Source organism: Arthrobacter sp. UYEF20 (assembly GCF_040546335.1).
Classification (GTDB): domain Bacteria; phylum Actinomycetota; class Actinomycetes; order Actinomycetales; family Micrococcaceae; genus Arthrobacter.
On sequence record NZ_JBEPNP010000029.1, the window covers coordinates 25937 to 43182 of the forward strand.

Consider the following 17246-nt stretch of genomic DNA (forward strand, 5'->3'; position numbering starts at 1 on the left):
ATGAATAAAGTTCATTTTGTTACGAAGGTGGCTGTCCGCGTTCCCGGCGGTGGCGTGGGGCAGGTCGCCCCGCGGGGACGTTAGGCCCGCCGGGACATTAGGCCCTTGACCCCACAAAACGGCGGGCGGAGTCTGGGCGTATGACTGAAACGAATCCGGAAAAGACGCCGGACATCAAGTCCACCCAACTCCACGAACAACCGACCGCCGTCGTGCGCGAAACCGTCCCGATGACTGCCCTGCGCGAATTCTTCAGCAGGGCCTATGCCGCTGTGATGGGCGCCGTGCAACAGCAGCACGTCCAGCTGGCCGGACCGCCGTTTGCGCTCTACCGGGGGATGCCCACCGACGTCGTCGACGTCGAGGCGGGTTTTCCGCTGGCCGCGCCCTTCCCGGGCACCGCCGAAGGTGGTGTGACGGCCGGGGCGCTCCCCGCCGGCCAGGCGTTCGAGGCGATGCACATCGGATCGTACGAGACCCTGGAGGACACGTACCACGCGCTCATGGCGCGGATGGAAGCCGAGGCGGTGACACCCGCGGAGAAGATGTGGGAGTACTATCTCAGCGATCCGGCGACCGAGCCGGATCCCTCAAAATGGAAGACCCTTGTCGTCTGGCCGGTGGCCTGAGAGGCGGCTCAGACGCCGGCGCGCAAGGGGCTGGGCGACGCAAAGTGTCTGTTTGAACACACTATGCTCCAACTCCGTGCATAATGTCCTAAACTGCTTCACTGAGGGCCTGAAATGGCGCTGCGCAGCAACGAAAGTGAACCCCGACATGGCTACCGATTATGATGCCCCACGCAAGACAGAAGAAGAGTCTCCCGCCGAATCGGTGGAGGCCCTTCAGGCGTCCCGCGGCGGTGGCGCCCAGACCGCTATTATTGACGTCGACGAGAACGACACGGCTGAAGGCATCGACCTTCCCGGTGCCGATCTCTCCGGCGAAGAGCTGACCGTCATTGTTGTTCCGGAGCAGTCCGATGAATTCACCTGCTCCTCCTGCTTCCTGGTCCGCCACCGGTCCCAGGTGGCCAAGGAAAAGAACGGCCTGAAGTACTGCCGCGACTGCGAAGGCTAGGGGACTTCGGAGCGCGCGGCACCCACTTCAAAGCACAAAAAGTATTACCCAGCAAAGCGTCGGCACCCCAGCGGGGACCGGCGCTTCGTTGCATCCGTGGTGTTTGTCAAGCCGGGCGACGGCGGGGATATCGCCTTGTGATCAGCCGCGCCGCAGCTTAACGGTTGGGCGCCGATCCTCCCGCGGCCCTCGATTCGGCCCGGAAATGCTCCTAGTCTGAAGCTATCTCATCGCTTCAGGGGGCGGTCCAAATGAAGAAGATCCAGGTATGGCTCGCAGCCGTGTTGCTGGCCGTCGGCATGGTGCTGGTGGCATCCGGGCCGGCCTCGGCGGAACCCTATTGCGGCCTGGTGTGGGGATCCCTGGCCAAGGCTGATCCGGCGCTGAGCCAGGCCAAGGTGACCAACGTACGCACCGGTCAGCACTACTGCTTCGACCGGCTGGTGATCGATCTCAACGGCCCGGTGGCGGGGTACACCGTCCGCTACGTTCCGCAGGTGACCCAGGGCGGATCGGGCGCCGGGGTGCCGCTGAGGGGCCAGGCGTTCCTCCAGCTGACGGTCAACGCTCCGGCCTACGATGACGCCGGCAACTCCACCTACAACCCGGCGGACAAGAATGAACTCACCACTGTCACGGGCTACCAGACGTTCCGGCAAGTGGCTTTTGCCGGCAGTTTTGAGGGCTACACGACGCTTGGGCTCGGGGTCCGCGCTCGCCTGCCGTTCCGGGTGTCCACCCTCGCCGGGCCAGACGCCGGCTCACGGCTCGTGATCGACGTCGCGCATTTCTGGTGAGTGCGGCGTCAGTGACGCCGGGGTTTTGTATGGCAGGGCCTGCTACAGCGCGTTGAGCTCCGCCCGGAGCGGGTAGTCGCGGCCGTCCAGCACGAGTTGCGTGCAGCTCCGGGTGGCCGGGTTGAGCACGAGCGGGGCCATCAGGTTGACCGTGGTGGAGCCGGGGGAGTGGTTGAGGACCACCAGCACCTGGGGCGCCGCGCCCTGTTCCAGTTCGAGGGCCTCCAGCGACGCGGACGGAATCGGCGGGTCGTAGCCCGGCACAAACACGGCCGCGTCGGCGAGGAACAGCCGCACCGGGGTGGAGCTTGACTCCAGGGCGTAGAGACCCGCCGCGCCCTCGACGCTTCGAAGCGTGAAGTCGTGCACGTGCTCCAGGCCCGGCATGGGGGCGGTGAAGGCGACGGGGGTGTCCATCACGGCTGTGCTCACCGGAGGAAGTCCATCAGCGTGGGCTGCAGGACCCGTGCCGTGGCGGCCAGGGCCACCTGATAGTTGGTTTCCTGAAGTTTCAGATCCATGATAACGCTGCCAAGATCTAACTTTTCTATGCCCATCTTCTGCGCATCCAAGTTGGCCTCCAAATCTGTATTGACGTTGCCGGCACGTTCCAGCTGCGCCTGCCGTGTTCCTATCTCAGCACGTCCGTTGACGATGCTATTAAACCCAGTATCCACGTTGCCGAGTTGCGACGACGTGGGGGCCGTTCCGCTCCTCAACGCATCAGAGATCGACTTGACGGAGTCGAAGACGGAGCCTGTCGCGCTGCCGAAGATCGCCTGGCCGTCGGCGTCGACACGAACAGACTGGGTCGCACTGAAGCGACGTTCGACGGGGCTGAGGCCGGCGCCGTTAAAGGCGGGAGGTATGGGGCCGCTGAACGCTTCGGGGTTATCCGAGTTCCCGGCAAAGATGTTCCGGCCAAGGTGCTTGGTGTTAGCGATCGAAACAAGGTCCTTGTTCAGGGCCTCCAGCTCAAGGGCGATGGCGTCCCGGCCGGACTGGTTCAGCGAGCCGTTTCCTGCCAGCACGGTGAGGTCCTTGACCCGGTGCATCACGTTGGTGGCCTGCTCGAGCGCGGAATCCGCCGCTGTGAGCCAGGTGTTGCCGTCGTCGATGTTCCGGCCGTACTGGGCGTTGGCAGCGAGAAGCGAACGGGTTTCGAGCGCCTTGGCCGTAGCGGCCGGGTCGTCCGAGGGGCGGGAGATCTTGTTGAGTGTGGTGGCCTTTTCCTGCAGCTCGGCCAGCCTGGACTGCTGGGTCTGCAGCGTCCGCTGGGCGTTCGCGCTCATGGTCAGGTTCGTTACCCGGTTCAGCATGGGTCTACCTTCCTACCAATCCGGTGCGGTTGATCAGGACATCGAGGGCCTCGTCGACGGCGGTCATCACGCGGGCCGCGGCCTGGTAGGCGTGTTGGTTGGTGAGCAGGCTGACGTTTTCTTCGTCAAGGCTCACGGAGGCCTGTGAGGCGCGACCGGTGAGGGCAGAGGCCTGGGCGGCATTGGTGAGCGACTCGTGCTGCTGGGCTCCGCGGGACTGCACGCCGATGGCGGTCACGATGCCTGACCAGACCTTGTCCGGCGAACCTACACCGGTACCGAGCTGCGAGATCAGGTCCGCGATGCTGGTGTCCAGGGCGCCCTTGTTCGGGAGCTTGAGTGCAATGCCAGTAATGTCGGGGGGGCCCTTGATGCCGAGAGCTTCGCTTCCGACTGGGCCGATTGTGAAGAAGTTCTGACCCGTCAGCCCCGGATTGCCCGAGGCGTCGTCCGGGAGCTGGCCGTCCCGATGGACGTCATTGACGATCCTGGCCAGTTCGGTGGCGAAGCCGTTGTAGGCCGCCGCCGCCTGGGCGGTTGCTCCGCCTTTGTCTGCCGGGGCCAGTACCGAGAGTGCACCGGCGATTTCGCCGCCATCAAGGGCCGCCACGCCACTGGGCTTGGTCCACTCGACGCGAGGCGCGTTGCCGTTGGCATCGGCCAGCCTCGTTGCGCCAGCCAGCTGCAACGTCCGGACGGAACCGCCCGTGACGAGGGCGTTGCCGCCGATGAGGACGTCCACGGTGCCATCGGCCTGTTCGCGGACGGTGCCGCCAGCTAGGCCGGCGATCTTGTCAGTAAGTTTGGCGCGAGCATCGATCAGCTCGTTTGCTGAGCCTCCGGCGGCGAGGGTGGAACGGATCGTCGTGTTGTAAGAAGCGACCTGGGCGGCTGCTGCGTTGACGGCGGTTACGTTGTCTGACGCTTGGGCGCGAACGCTGGTCCACTGGGAATCCAGTGCCTGGTAGGCGGAAGAGATCTTGTCTGTCACCGAGTTGGCGGCGGTCAGGAGCAGTCCCCGGGGGCCGGATTTATCAGGCTGTGTTGCGGCGCCCTGCCACGCTGACCAGAAGCCCTGCAATGCGGTGGAAATGCCGTTATCGCCCGGTTCCTGGAGGATGCCTTCGATACCCTGCAGCGCCGAGGATCGGACGCTCGCGTAGCCGGCCTGGGCACCTGTGGAGCGGACGCCGGCGTCGAGGAAGCTGTTGCCGAGGCGTGCGATGGCGTCCACGGACGCACCCTGGCCGGGCTGCAACAGCCCGCCGCTGAAGAGTCCACGGGCCGGCGCGGCCAGCGAGGACTGTTCGACGCGCTGCCGGGTGTAGCCCTCGGTGGCGGCATTGGCGATGTTCTGGCCGGCCACGTTCATGCCCTGCTGGGCTGCCGTCAGTCCACGGTAGGCGGTGTTCAGGGCGCCGAAGGTGCTCATTCGCTTCCTTAGAATTGCTTGTCGAAGATGCGGGAACCGGCGGATTCCCCGGTCTTGCCGTGCGCGTCGTAGGTACCGGCGGCGGGGCGCAGGTCGGCCAACGACTCCTGGGTGGAGCGGACGGCGGTGCGCAGGTACTGCTCGTTGGAGTCGCGCAGTTCCTTGATGAGGGCCGTCTGGCGGGTCAGCGCGGCCAGGTGCGCGGTGAGAACCTCGGACCAGGCGCCTTCCGGGGCCGCGGCGGCCAATTCCGCCAGGGACGCGTTAGTCGGGAGGCCCCAGACCTCGGCGACGACGGCAGCCTCGATGGTGCGGGCCAGGCTCGCCTGCGAAAGGTGCCCCAGGACCTGCTCTACTTCTTTGGTCCCGTGCGGGAGCCAGCGTGACTTGCCAGAGGTCAGCAGGAGCTGTTCTTCCTCGAGCTTGAAAGTGAGAACGTCCAGGAGTTCACGCTCCCGCCACAGCAGGGCTGAAAGTTCGTGGATGGCCATGGTCCGGACGGCTCCCTCAAAGGTGACTAAAGCGTTGGTGCCGGGCATGCAGTACATAAAGGAGTCGGCTGCAGCCATCAGCAGGGTTCGTAGAAACTATCGGCAGGGGTGGGGGATCCGTTAGCGGCAACAAGGCGGATTACCTGCGGAGTGGCAAGGAAAGCCGTTCGGAAAAGAATTTTGGATTTCTGCTTACCTGTGCTTCCGAAAGGGCGATAACTACTCCTGAAGGCCCACGGATGGGCCATCGCTTACAGTCCCACTCACGGAGGAAACATCATGGGCTTCGTCATTAACAACAACCTTGCGGCCAACAACTCTTACCGCAGCCTTAACGCCACGCAGAACGATCTCTCCAAGTCCCTGGAGAAGCTGTCCACCGGCCTGCGCATCAACCGTGCCGGCGACGACGCAGCAGGCCTGTCCATCTCGGAAGGCTTGAAGTCCCAGGTCACCGGCTCGGCCCAGGCCGCCCGTAACGCCCAGGACGGCATCTCGGTCATCCAGACCGCTGAAGGCGCACTGACCGAGGTTCACTCCATTCTGCAGCGCGTTCGTGACCTCGCCGTTCAGGCCGGTAACGACTCCAACAACGATGATGCACGGACGGCCATCAAGACCGAATCGGACGCCCTCGGTGACGAACTGCTCCGTATTGGTACATCGACTAACTTCAACGGCATCAAGCTGCTCTCCGGCGCAACTTCCGGTAGCGGTGGCGGGGACATGACGTTCCAGGTCGGCGCAGGCTCTGTCGCTGCTGATGACCAGATCACGGTCAGCACATCCAGTGCCGGCATGGACCTGGCCACGATCGGTGCAGCAATCAAGGCCAACCTCTACACCAACGCCACGACGGCCGCAGCATCGATCGCCGTTGCCGACACGCAGATCAAGGATGTGTCCAGCTCCCGCTCGGATCTGGGTGCAGCCCAGAACCGTCTTGAGCACACGATCAAGACCCTGAACGTGTCCGGTGAGAACCTGCAGGCCGCTCAGTCACGCATCGCCGACGTCGACATGGCTCAGGAAATGGTCAAGTTCACCAAGGCCAACATCCTGTCCCAGGCCGGCACGGCCATGCTGGCCCAGGCAAACCAGTCCAGCCAGGGTGTTCTTTCGCTCCTGCGCTAAACAGGTTCCGGCAGTCCCGTAGTCCAGAAATGAGTCTGCCACCCTGATCGGACGAAGCGACACCCCCGATCAACGCACTGCGGAAGGGCCGGACGATTGCAGAAATGCAGCGTCCGGCCCTTACGTGCAACATCTGAATTTCCGACCACCAAGCACCAGTGATCATTTGCAGCAATGAGAGGCAGCGATGGGAATCTCACTCGACGGACTAGCCAGCGGGCTCGATACCACCGCGCTCATCAGCTCCGTGATGCAGGTTGAGGCCATCCCGCAGACTCTCCTCAAGAACAAATCCGCTGGCATTCAGTCCATGGTGTCCGCACTACAGGGCCTTAACGGCAAGGTCGCGGCCCTTGCCACCCAGGCCACCGCCGCGGCCAAGCCCGGCGCCTTGGACCTCTTTGCCGGGACAACGAGCAGCGACAACGTCGCCGTCACCACCACGGCCGCTGCAAGGGCCGGCTCCATCGACTTCCAGGTAACCAAGCTCGCGCAGACCCAGGTCACCGTGACGCCCAAAGTGAACGCGGTGGTCGGATGGCCGTATGCCACCATGACCATCAACAGCGGGGGCGTTGATTACACGATCGAGCCGCTCTCGAGCAACCTCGACGACGTCGTGACCGCCGTCAATGCAGCCGGAGCCGGTGTCACTGCCAGCAAGGTGGCTGTTGGCGGCGGGGACTTCCGGCTCCAGTTCACCGCAACGAAGTCCGGCGAAGCCGGGGCCTTCACGGTCAAAGACCCGGCAGCTACTTTCACCGACGTCAAAGCCGCGCAAGACGCCGAAATCGCCCTCTGGCCAGGCACCGCCGCAGCCCAGACCGTGAAATCCTCGACGAACACCTTTGCTGACCTGCTCCCCGGCGTGTCCGTCACAGCCAAAGAAGTGACGGCCGCTCCCGTCACGCTCACCGTGGCCCGTGACGCCGCCGGCATCACCAAGCTCGCCTCCGACCTCGTCTCGGGAGTCAATGGCATCTTCTCCTTCGTGGCCAGCAAGACCGCCGTCACAAGCACCACCAACACGAGCGGGACATCCACCACTGCCGGCATCTTCACCAGTGACAGCGCGGTCCGCTCCGTCAATCAGAGCATCCTGTCCGCCGCGTCGCTGCCGGTGGGCACGCCGCCGCGGTCGCCGTCGGAAATCGGGATCAGCATCACCAAGACCGGCAGCATGGAGTTTGACGAGAAGAAGTTCTCCGCCGCCCTGGCTGCGGACCCGGCTGGTACCGCAGCCAAGGTCCAGGAGATCGCCACGCGCATTGCCGCAGCCGCTACCACCGCTTCGGACAAATATGACGGGACCCTGACCCAGAAGATCACCGGCCAGCAATCCGAAGTCCGTGACCTCGCCAATCGCATCAGCGACTGGGACACCCGGCTCGAATCCCGCAAGGCCACGCTGGCGCGCACCTACTCCGGACTGGAAGTGGCCCTCAGCAACATGAAGGCGCAGCAGTCCTGGCTTACCGCCCAGCTCGGCGGCCTTTCTTCAGGAAGTAACTCAGCATGACCACCACGTCTTACGGCAGCGGCCTCGGCAGTGCCGCCCAGCGGAACCAGTACCTCGCCGACTCCGTCCTCTCGGCTCCGCCGGCACGCCTGCTCACCATGCTCTACGACCGGCTCCTGCTGGACCTGGGCCGCGCGGAAGCCGCTCAGCAGTCGGCTAATTGGCCCGTCGCTTCGGAGAACCTCCTCCATGGCCAGGCCATCATCGCCGAACTCATCTCCTCGCTCAAGACGGACGCCTGGGACGGCGCCGACGGACTTCTGGGCCTCTACAACTACGCCTTCACGGCCCTGGTCAACGCCAACATCCAGCGCGATCCGGCCCTGACCCGCGAAGCCATCGAACTCCTGGAACCCCTGCGCCAGGCCTGGCACGAGGCCGCCGCCGCGGTTCCTGCGCCGTCCGCCCCTTCCGGAGCCTACGGTGCAAGCATTGCCTTTCCCGTCCCCAACGGGTTCCCGGCGGCCGGGGCCTGGAACACCCAGCCCGGGACAGGTGGCGGGAGCCTCGGCTTTGGGTGACCAAGCGGACGTGGAAACCCGCTTAGCGGAAGCCGGGTTCAACCACGCCGAACTATCCCTCGCAGCACACGCCCCCACGGACACAGCCCTGGCTGCGTGGACGGCCATCCTGGACGTGCTGGAGATGGCCGTCCATGCAGCCGAACGCACACTGAATGACCCCCTTGGCCCGCTCTCCGCCGCGCCTCAGAGCGCAGTAGCGCCCTTGGCGGCGGAGCGCTGGTCTCCACCCGCCCTCACCGGCCCGGTGCCGGCGGAAGCCAGGCGCCGCGCCGTCGCGCTGTCGGCCTCCCAGGAGCGGATCGCGAGCAGGCTTGAAGAAGCCCGAATGGACGTGGCCCGCCAGCTCCAGGCGGTATCCTCCGTGCCCGGCGTCGGCGAGTCCTCCGGCGCCGTCTACCTCGACGTAAACGGCTGACCGGTCCTGCGAAGAACACGGCCAAGAACCCCCCAAAACCCGCGGCGGAAGAACCTGTGAAAACCTTTCATATTTTCTCCTAACGCGCGGCTGACCAGTGCCGATAACCACTGATAGAGCACGGATCGCTCGCTTACCGGCCACGGATCGGCCTCTCCTCTCCATCCCCAGGCAGGACTCTGTGCTCGAATCCGTGACTTCCGCCGCCTTGGCCAGCGCCATGGACGGCCTTGCGCTGCGCCAGCGCACCATCGCGAACAACATCGCGAACGTCAACACGCCGAATTACCAGGCGAAGCGCGTCAGCTTCGAGGCAGCCCTCGCAGCCTCCGTGAAGTCCGGCGACGGCCGCGCCCAGGCCACCACCGCGGCGTCCCTCGAGCCCACCCAGCTGAACGGCAACAACGTCAACCTGGACACCGAGACCCTGTCCAACATCGACACCGTGCTGCGCTTCCAGTTCGCCGCCCGCGCCGCCGGCGGGGAATTCAACGCCGTGCGCGCCGCCATGAGGACCAACTGATGACCTTCGACGCAATCGGGATCGCCGGCTCGGCCTTGACCGTGCACCGCAAGTGGCTCGACGCCGTCTCGGACAACCTTGCCAACATGAACAACGCCTCGCCCACCAGCGGCAACGCGTTCCAGGCCCGCTATGTGGAGGCCGCCGAGGGCTCCGAGGGCACCGGCGTCTACGTCAAGAGCACCCAGCTCGGCAACGCCGAGGGCCGGATCGTCTACCAGCCGGACCACCCGCTGGCCGACGCGGACGGCAACGTGAAATACCCGGAGATCGACATGGCCGAACAGATGGGCGCGCTCATCATCGCCCAGCGCGGCTACCAGGCAAACGCGCAGGTGGTCGACCGCGCCCGCGAGACCTACATGGCCGCCCTTGAGATTGGAAGATCCTGATGCCTGTTTCCCCAATCGCCCCGGTCCAGGGAGTACTTCCCTCGAATTTTGTCTCCGGCGCGGGAGCCGCCACCGGAACTGACGGCTCCGGCTTCGCGAGCACCCTCACGGGTGCTGTGGACAACCTCCAGCAGCTGCAATCGACGTCGAAGGAGCTCGCCGTCTCGGCGGTCACCGGCGACCTGAGCGACATCCACAACGCCACCCTCGCCGCCAGCCGCGCGCAGATCACCCTGGAGCTCGTGGCAACCGTGCGCAACAAGGGTGTTGACGCGTTCAACGAGATCATGAGGATGCAGGCCTGATGCCGCCGCAGATTACGGGCTTTTTCCAGCGCTTCAGCGCGGGCCTCAAAGGTTTCTCCACCGGCCAGCGGACCCTCGCCGTGATCGGTTCCGCCATGCTGGTGGTCGGCATCATCGCCCTCTCCGCCTGGCTGACCAAGCCTGCCCTGACGCCGTTGTTCTCCGGCCTCAAGGACACGGACGCCAACGGCATCGTGGAGCAGCTGCGCAAGGACAACGTGCCCTACGAGCTCAGCGACGGCGGCTCCACCATCCTGGTGCCGCAGGAAAAGGTGTACGACGAACGGCTCAAGGCCGCCGCCGCCGGGCTCCCCACCGCAGCGGCCACCGGCTACTCGCTGCTGGACAAGATGGGCGTCACGTCCTCCGAATTCCAGCAGTCCGTCACCTACAAGCGGGCCCTCGAAGGCGAGCTGGCCAGCACCATCTCGGCCATGGACGGCGTGAAGACCGCCGCTGTCCGCCTGGCCATCCCGGAAAGGACCGTTTTCGTGTCCCAGACGCCGGACACCACCGCCTCCGTATTCGTGGAGACCGCGCCCGGCTCCACGCTCTCCGGCGACAAAGTCCAGGCGATTGTGCACCTGACCTCGGCCGCCATCGAAAACCTGAAGCCCGCCAACGTGTCCGTTGTTGACTCGCAGGGCAATGTGCTGTCCACCGTCGGCGGCGGGGCCGCGGGCTCCTCCTCGAAGCAGGCCAGCGACTTCCAGCAGCGCACGTCCGACGCCGTCAAGACGGTTCTGGACCGCGTGGTGGGTCCCGGCAACTCCACCGTGGCCGTGGCCGCGGACGTCACCGGCGAATCCGCCCAGCAGAAAAGCGAAACGTTCTCCAACGCCGAGGGCGCGCTGCCGCTCAGCGAGTCCTCCAAGACCGAGAAATACACCGGGACCGGGGGAGGCGCCGCAGGAGTCCTCGGCCCGGACAACATCGCCGTTCCCGGCGGCACCAGCGGAAACGGCAACTTCGACTCCGCGACGGCCACCAAGAACAATGCCGTCAACAAGGTCACCGAGGACCGCGTGATCCCGCCGGGCGCCGTCAGGCGGCAGACGATTTCCGTGGCGGTCAACCAGTCCGCCGCCGGCGGACTGAACGTGGCCTCGTTGACGTCGCTGGTCACTGCCGCCGCCGGCATCAACACCGCACGCGGCGACGTCGTCACCGTCGAGGTTGTGCCCTTCAGCACCGCCGCCGCGGACCAGGCCGCAGCCTCCCTTGAAGCCGCCAAGGCCGAGGCGGAAGCCCAGAAGCAGGCCGAGTTCTTCGGGACCCTGGTCACCGCGGGAAGCATCCTGCTGGGGCTGCTGATCCTGGCGCTGGTCATCATGATTGTGCTGCGCCGCCGGCAGAAGCGCGAACCGGTGGACCTGGGCGAACGCCTGGACCTGGATCTCCTGCCGGTCATGCCGGCTGTTTCCGCACTGCCGCTCGCGCCCGCGACGTCGGCCATCCCCCTGACCGCGCTGCCCCCGCTTCCCGGCCCGCCGCCCGAACAGCTGGAGGCCGAGCAGCGTCGCTTCGAGATCGACAGCATGGTGGCCGCCAACCCGGAGAAGGCCGCCGACTACCTGCGCGGCCTCATGGATGACAGGCAGCCGGTATGAAACTAGCCGAAGTCACCCTCACCGGCACCCAGCGTGTCGCCGTCGTCCTCATGCAGATGAGCTCCGCCAACGCCGCCAAGGTGATGGCCCAGTTCACGGATTCCGAGGCGGAAGAAATTGCCGCCGAGATCGTCCGGCTCCGGAAGGTGGACCCGGACGTGGCCGAGCAGATCATGAAGGACTTCCACCACGCCGCGCTGTCCAGCCCCCGGCAGGCCCGGGGCGGCCGCGAACTCGCCGAAGGCCTCCTCGAAGCCTCCTTCGGTTCCGAAAAAGCTGCCGGCCTGATCAACCGCCTGACGGTCAACATGGCCGGAAAGTCCTTTGAGTTCCTCGAAGACATTGAACCCGTCCAGGTCCTGTCACTGATCGACGGCGAACTGCCGCAGACCATTGCCCTGGTCCTGGCCCACCTCAGCCCCCGCAAGGCCTCCGCCGTGATGTCCGGACTGCCGGGCTCGCTGCGGGCCGACGTCGCCCTGAGCATCGCGACGATGGGTTCCGGCGCGCCGGAAGCAATCGGCATCGTAGCGGACACGCTCAAGCTGCGCGGTGGCGCCGCCGTCTCGCAGCAGGCCTCCAAGGTGGTGGGCGGCATCCAGCCGCTGCTGGAGATCATCAATCGGACCGACGCCGGTACGGAACGCTCCGTGCTGGACGGCCTGGACCTGCTGGACCCGGAACTCGCGGTGGAAATCCGCGCCCAGATGGTGACCTTCGACGACATCGTGAAGCTGGAGCGCAAGGACGTCCAGCTGGTGCTGCGCGGACTGGACGCGTCCGTGCTGGCCGTGGCCATGAAGGGCGCCTCGGAGCCCGTCCTGGAGACCATCACCACCAACGTCTCCGGCCGCAACCTGGAAATCCTCGAGTCCGAGATCGCCGCCCTGGGCCCGCTGCGCGCTTCCCAGATCGAGGAAGCCCGCGCGGCCGTGGTCCGGTCCATGCGCGAGCTCGATGCCGAAGGCTCGATCTCGATCCAGCGCGGGGACGAGGAAGACTATGTTTACTGACGCGCCCCCTGCAGGCACCGCCCCTACTGTCACCGCCCCTACCGGCGCCGCGCCTACTGTCACCGCCCCTGAGCGGATTGTGTTTCCCTCGCTCCGCGCGAGCGGGCCGGCCAGCGAACAGGCCGGCTACACGGAGGGCCATGCCGCCGGCTACGCAGCCGGCGTCCGGGCCGCCGCGAAGGAACAGCGCCGATGGCGGGACCGGATGGCCGCCGAGCAGGCCGCCTCCCTCGCCGCCGGCCAGCAGGACCTCGACCGTGCCGTGCGCGCCCTTGCGGTGGCACGGACTGACTTCGCGCACCGCAATGTACAGGCCCTGCAGGATGCCGAGGAAGTACTGGCCCGCACCGCGCTGGAACTCGCGGAGGCCATTCTGGGCTACGAACTCGCCGAAGGCACCCGGACGGCGCGCGCCGCCCTGGACCGGGCCCTGTCCGGGAACGACGCCGCCAACGTGCTGGCGATCCGGCTCAACCCGGCTGACATCGACGTCCTCGCCAAGGAAGGACAGGACCTGCCCGCCGGACTGCCACTGCTCGCGGACCAGTCCCTCAGCCGGGGCGACGCCAAGGTGGAATACCAGCAGGGCTGGCTCGACGCCAGCCTGGGCAGCGCCCTGACCCGTGCCCGCACAGCGCTGCTGGGCGACGGAGTTCCCGCCGGATTTCCGGCGGACCAGCGATGATCGCCGAGTGGCGCCCCAAGGGTGCCGACTACGCCGCGGCCCTCAAGGCTGCCGCCCCCCAGCGGGTCGGCGTCGTCACCTCGGTGATGGGCCTGGGACTTGAAGTGTCCGGACTCGACTGCGCCCTGGGCGATCTGGTGACCGTGGGCTCCAACCCGGGACTGGACGCCGAAGTGGTCGCCGCCCTGGACAGCTCCGTGCGCTGCATGCCGCTGGGCCGGCTCGCCGGTGTCGCGGCGGGCGACCCCGTCCGGGCCAAGGGCGGCACCGTGCTGGTTCCAACCGGTCCGGGACTGTTCGGCCGGGTCATTGACGGACTGGGCCGGCCCATCGACGGCAAAGGTCCGCTCAACAGCGGCCCCCGCGTGCCGATCGACAACGAAGCCCCGAACGCCATGAAGCGTGCCCGGATCGATACTGCGCTGCAGACCGGCGTCCGTGTGCTGGACACGATGACCACGCTCGGCAAGGGCCAGCGGATGGGCCTCTTCGCCGGTTCCGGCGTCGGGAAATCCTCCCTGCTCTCGATGATTGCCCGCGGCACGGACGCCGAAGTCTCGGTGATTGCCCTGGTGGGGGAGCGCGGCCGTGAAGTCCGGGAATTCCTCGAGGATGACCTGGGACCCGAAGGCCTGGCGCGCTCCGTCGTGGTCGTCGCCACCTCGGACGAACCCGCACTGATGCGGATGCGCGCGGCCTTCACCGCCACCCGGATCGCCGAGTCCTTCCGCGACAAGGGCCAGGACGTGGTCCTGATGATGGACTCCCTCACCCGGGTGGCCATGGCCCAGCGCGAAATCGGCTTGTCCGCCGGCGAGCCGCCCGCCACCCGCGGCTACCCGCCGTCGACCTTCTCGATCCTGGCCCGGCTGCTGGAACGGGCCGGGACTGCCGAAACCGGCTCCGTCACCGGCATCTACACCGTCCTCGTCGACGGCGACGACCACAACGAGCCGATCGCCGACGCGGCCCGGTCCATCCTTGACGGGCACGTGGTACTGGACCGGAAACTCGCCGTCACCGGGCACTTCCCCTCGGTGGACGTCCTCGGGTCCGTCTCCCGGGTGGCCACCAAGGTCAACTCACGGCCCCACCTCGAGGCCGCAGCAACCCTGCGCCGGGTCCTTGCCGCGCGCAAGGCGGCACAGGACCTGATCGACGTCGGCGCCTATCAGACGGGCACCAACCCCCTGGTGGACGCGGCGCTCAACCACGAGCAGGACGTGAGCGGATTCCTGCAGCAGCCGATGGAGGAATCCACGGCCCACCCCGAGTCCTGGCAGCGGCTCGAGAACCTCACTTCAATCCTGGGAGCCGCAGCATGAGCCGCCAATTCTCACTGGCAGGGCTCCTGCGCCTCCGCCAGATTCAGCAGGACCAGGCCGCCACCGGGCTGGCGCGCGCCCGCTCGCGCTCAAGCTCCGTCCGGGTCCGGGAAGCCGCCGCGCGCCGCGAGTTGGCCGCCAACGACGAGCCGATCTCCAGTTCCGCCTCGCTGCGGGCCATTGCGGCGGCACGGTCCTCGTCCCAGAGCATGCTCGCGGACCTGCAGGCCCTGGGCCGGCTTGCGGAGACCCAGGAAGCCGACGCCCGCAGCGAGTTCATCGCCGCACGCACCCGCTCGGTCGGCCTGGAGAAGCTGCAGGCCCGCCACCACGCGGAGGTCACCACCGAGGACCTCCGGGCCGAACAATCCACGCTGGACGAAATCGCATCCACCGTGTGGCACCGCGATGCGCAGCAGGTGACGCAGTGAGCATGACCGAGGCGATCGGCCGGATGCAGGGCATCCAGTCCATGATTGCGGAACTGACCCGCCCCCCGGCGGCCGAGGCTAACGCCGCCGCGGTGAAGTCCGCCGCCGCGTCTTCGCTTGCCACCGCGACGGGCAGCGGCGATGCCGCTTCCTTTACCCAGGCGCTCACCGCGGCACTGGGCGGCACTACCGGCGCTGACATTTCCTCCCTCGCCAACGGCCTCGGGCTGGGAAGCACGACGGCGGTGGGCGCCCTCAAGGGCCTGACCGCGCCGGGCGCAGTGGCCGGGTCCGTTCCCGCCGCCGGCGCTGCGACCGGCACCGACGTCGTCGCGATGGCGAAGAAGTACATCGGCGTGCCTTACGTCTGGGGCGGGACCAACCCGGCCACCGGCATGGACTGCTCCGGCTTCACCCAGCGCGTCTTCAAGGACCTGGGCATCGAGATTCCACGCGTCGTGAGCGACCAGATGCGGCAGGGCACCCCGGTGGCGTCCCTGGCCGAGGCCAAGCCCGGTGACCTGCTGGTCAGCTTCGGGGGAGACCACATCTCCATCTACCTCGGCAACGGCAAGGCGATTGACGCCCCCGTTCCGGGCAAGACCATCCAGATCCGGGACGCCTGGGAGCAGCACTCGAACCTGACGTCCATCCGGCGGATCGTTCCGGCAGGGGCAGGAGCATGAACGGGATGGCATCGACGGACCTTGCTCCGGCAATTCTTGCAGCGCCAATTCTTGCAGCGGCGGCCGCAGGGACGCCCGCCGCAGGGACGGCGCGTGGCCGCGGCGCGCAACAGGAGACCGCCGGCTTCACCGACTCGGGCACCTTCGCCACCGTTCTCAGTGACGTCCTCAATTCAGCGTCCGGCCAGGCTCCGGAGACCGGTACGCCTGGAGCGCAGGAGACTGAAGGAGTTCCCGCCGAGGCGCCTGCTGACGCACCTGTCGACGGCGAATCCGCCACCGACGCCGCCGCACGCCCGGCTGCGGTTGTTCCTGCTCAGTTCGCGCCGGCTCAGTTCGATCGGGCTGCGGTCGATCCGGCCCAGTTCGTTCCGGCTGCGGTGGACCCTTCAGGTGCTGCGTCGGCGATGGGATCGTTTGCTGTTCCTGCCGCTGCATCGTCAGTTGGAACTATGGCTCCGATCCTCGGCTCGGGTTCCTCGCGGTCACCCCTTGCAGCCAGCGCCGCACACCGTGGGCTGCCGGCCGCGGTCGGAAACCAGGTGGCCCTCGGAAACCAGGTGGCCGGGACACCCAACGTCCCCGCCGCGCAGCCGGCCTACGCCGAGGCTCCCCTCGCGGCAACCCGCGGACTGGCAACTTTCGTGCCGGGCGAACCCGGCCTGCCGGATTCCCGGCTGATCCAGGCCGGCGGCGTGCTCGCCGGTGCCATGCAGCCCCTGCCCGCAACGTCTCCGGTGTCGCAAACTTCCACCGCGCAGCCTGCAGAGGGGCCGCCCGTCAATAGTGCGCAGGCAATGGCGGTGCAGCCGACGGCGGTGGCGGCCGGGACCGTACTTCCCGCAACTGCGCCGACGACGACGCCGACGCCGACGCCGACGCCTGCCGCGACCTTCCTTCCCGCCACTTCGCTGGCGACCACGCCGGCCACGACCGTCTTACCCGCAACATCGACGCCGCCGCCGACGCCGGCCACCACCGTCCTTCCCACTACGCTGACGCCTGGGGCGCGAGCGACGGCACTTCCCGCAACTTCACCGACCGCCACGCCGGCCACGACCGTCCTTCCCGCTACACCGACGCCAGGGGCGCGGGCGACCATGCTTCCCGCCACTTCGCTGGCGACCACGCCGGCCACCACCGTCCTTCCCGCTACGGTCGCTCCGAGGCCCGGTGCGGCGGCGACTGCACTTCCCCCAGCTGCGACGACCACGCCGGCCACGACCGTCCTTCCCACTACGCTGACGCCTGGGGCGCGGGCGACGGCAATTCCCGCAACAGCCGCGACCACGCCGGCCACGGCCGTCCTTCCCACTACGGTCGCTCCTACGCCCGGTGCGGCGGCGACCGCACTTCCCCCAGCTGCGACGACCACGCCGGCCACGACCGTCCTTCCCACCACGGTTGCTCCGACGCCAGGGGCGCAGGCGACCGCGCTTCCCGCAACTTCGCTGACCGCCACGCCGGCCTCGACCGTCCTTCCCACCACGGTTGCTCCGACGCCAGGGGCGCAGGCGACCGCGCTTCCCGCAACTTCGCTGACCGCCACGCCGGCCTCGACCGTC

Annotated in this window: 20 protein-coding genes and 1 pseudogene; 16 read left to right on the plus strand and 5 right to left on the minus strand. The window is 67.1% G+C overall.

The window, feature by feature from the left end:
* Window positions 1-140 precede the first annotated feature (140 nt).
* From ABIB26_RS21355 to ABIB26_RS21365, 3 genes are all read left to right on the plus strand, one after another.
* Window positions 141-629, plus strand: a complete 489-nt coding sequence (locus ABIB26_RS21355) for a GyrI-like domain-containing protein (RefSeq protein ID WP_354247887.1) — start codon at window positions 141-143, stop codon at window positions 627-629.
* A gap of 148 nt (window positions 630-777) precedes the next feature.
* Window positions 778-1080: a DUF4193 domain-containing protein gene (locus tag ABIB26_RS21360; protein ID WP_354247890.1), complete on the plus strand. Its 303-nt coding sequence runs from the start codon at window positions 778-780 to the stop codon at window positions 1078-1080.
* Window positions 1081-1331: 251 nt separating this feature from the next.
* Entirely contained in the window at window positions 1332-1877 is a 546-nt protein-coding gene (locus ABIB26_RS21365) for an AMIN-like domain-containing (lipo)protein (RefSeq protein WP_354247893.1), read from the plus strand.
* Window positions 1878-1919: 42 nt separating this feature from the next.
* Here ABIB26_RS21365 and fliW read toward each other — a convergent pair whose 3' ends face one another.
* The 4 genes from fliW to ABIB26_RS21385 are packed head-to-tail and all read right to left on the minus strand — an operon-like array spanning window position 1920 to window position 5197.
* The gene (gene fliW / locus ABIB26_RS21370; RefSeq protein ID WP_354247896.1) at window positions 1920-2309 is read right to left on the minus strand and encodes a flagellar assembly protein FliW; all 390 of its coding nucleotides are present in this window, start codon (window positions 2307-2309) and stop codon (window positions 1920-1922) included.
* Window positions 2306-3196 carry a flagellar hook-associated protein FlgL gene (gene flgL, locus ABIB26_RS21375; RefSeq protein ID WP_354247899.1) on the minus strand — a complete coding sequence of 297 codons (891 nt, stop codon included), beginning with the start codon at window positions 3194-3196 and terminating at the stop codon, window positions 2306-2308. Before flgL ends, fliW begins: the two co-directional genes overlap by 4 nt.
* A 4-nt stretch (window positions 3197-3200) precedes the next feature.
* On the minus strand, window positions 3201-4628 hold the full coding sequence (gene flgK / locus ABIB26_RS21380) for a flagellar hook-associated protein FlgK (RefSeq protein ID WP_354247901.1): 1428 nt from the start codon (window positions 4626-4628) through the stop codon (window positions 3201-3203).
* 8 nt (window positions 4629-4636) lie between these two features.
* Window positions 4637-5197: a flagellar protein FlgN gene (locus tag ABIB26_RS21385; protein ID WP_354247904.1), complete on the minus strand. Its 561-nt coding sequence runs from the start codon at window positions 5195-5197 to the stop codon at window positions 4637-4639.
* Window positions 5198-5398: 201 nt separating this feature from the next.
* On the opposite strand from ABIB26_RS21385, the gene ABIB26_RS21390 reads away from it, so the two are divergent.
* From ABIB26_RS21390 to ABIB26_RS21450, 13 genes are all read left to right on the plus strand, one after another.
* Entirely contained in the window at window positions 5399-6253 is an 855-nt protein-coding gene (locus ABIB26_RS21390; RefSeq protein WP_354247907.1) for a flagellin N-terminal helical domain-containing protein, read from the plus strand.
* A 187-nt stretch (window positions 6254-6440) separates the two neighbouring features.
* Window positions 6441-7772 (plus strand): flagellar filament capping protein FliD, encoded by a 1332-nt coding sequence (gene fliD / locus ABIB26_RS21395; RefSeq protein WP_354247910.1) that lies wholly within the window; start codon window positions 6441-6443, stop codon window positions 7770-7772.
* Complete coding sequence (locus ABIB26_RS21400; RefSeq protein ID WP_354247912.1) at window positions 7769-8293, plus strand: flagellar export chaperone FliS; 525 nt, start codon at window positions 7769-7771, stop codon at window positions 8291-8293. The genes fliD and ABIB26_RS21400 overlap by 4 nt, the downstream gene beginning before the upstream one ends.
* 10 nt (window positions 8294-8303) lie before the next feature.
* Window positions 8304-8711 carry a hypothetical protein gene (locus ABIB26_RS21405; RefSeq protein ID WP_354247915.1) on the plus strand — a complete coding sequence of 136 codons (408 nt, stop codon included), beginning with the start codon at window positions 8304-8306 and terminating at the stop codon, window positions 8709-8711.
* A 181-nt stretch (window positions 8712-8892) separates the two neighbouring features.
* Window positions 8893-9234 (plus strand): flagellar basal body rod protein FlgB, encoded by a 342-nt coding sequence (flgB, locus tag ABIB26_RS21410; protein WP_354247918.1) that lies wholly within the window; start codon window positions 8893-8895, stop codon window positions 9232-9234.
* Window positions 9234-9626, plus strand: a complete 393-nt coding sequence (locus tag ABIB26_RS21415; protein WP_354247920.1) for a flagellar basal body rod protein FlgC — start codon at window positions 9234-9236, stop codon at window positions 9624-9626. The genes flgB and ABIB26_RS21415 overlap by 1 nt, the downstream gene beginning before the upstream one ends.
* Window positions 9626-9931: a flagellar hook-basal body complex protein FliE gene (gene fliE, locus ABIB26_RS21420; RefSeq protein WP_354247923.1), complete on the plus strand. Its 306-nt coding sequence runs from the start codon at window positions 9626-9628 to the stop codon at window positions 9929-9931. Before ABIB26_RS21415 ends, fliE begins: the two co-directional genes overlap by 1 nt.
* Entirely contained in the window at window positions 9931-11541 is a 1611-nt protein-coding gene (gene fliF, locus ABIB26_RS21425) for a flagellar basal-body MS-ring/collar protein FliF (RefSeq protein WP_354247926.1), read from the plus strand. The genes fliE and fliF overlap by 1 nt, the downstream gene beginning before the upstream one ends.
* Entirely contained in the window at window positions 11538-12554 is a 1017-nt protein-coding gene (gene fliG, locus ABIB26_RS21430; protein ID WP_354247929.1) for a flagellar motor switch protein FliG, read from the plus strand. Before fliF ends, fliG begins: the two co-directional genes overlap by 4 nt.
* The gene (locus ABIB26_RS21435) at window positions 12544-13239 is read left to right on the plus strand and encodes a FliH/SctL family protein (RefSeq protein WP_354247932.1); all 696 of its coding nucleotides are present in this window, start codon (window positions 12544-12546) and stop codon (window positions 13237-13239) included. The genes fliG and ABIB26_RS21435 overlap by 11 nt, the downstream gene beginning before the upstream one ends.
* Window positions 13236-14564, plus strand: coding sequence for a FliI/YscN family ATPase (locus tag ABIB26_RS21440; RefSeq protein ID WP_354247935.1), 1329 nt, complete (start codon window positions 13236-13238; stop codon window positions 14562-14564). Before ABIB26_RS21435 ends, ABIB26_RS21440 begins: the two co-directional genes overlap by 4 nt.
* The gene (locus ABIB26_RS21445) at window positions 14561-14995 is read left to right on the plus strand and encodes a flagellar FliJ family protein (RefSeq protein ID WP_354247938.1); all 435 of its coding nucleotides are present in this window, start codon (window positions 14561-14563) and stop codon (window positions 14993-14995) included. The genes ABIB26_RS21440 and ABIB26_RS21445 overlap by 4 nt, the downstream gene beginning before the upstream one ends.
* Before the next feature lie 2 nt (window positions 14996-14997).
* Entirely contained in the window at window positions 14998-15681 is a 684-nt protein-coding gene (locus tag ABIB26_RS21450; protein ID WP_354247950.1) for a C40 family peptidase, read from the plus strand.
* 598 nt (window positions 15682-16279) lie between these two features.
* Here ABIB26_RS21450 and ABIB26_RS21455 read toward each other — a convergent pair.
* A pseudogene (locus tag ABIB26_RS21455) lies at window positions 16280-17246 on the minus strand (hypothetical protein); the annotation flags it as partial.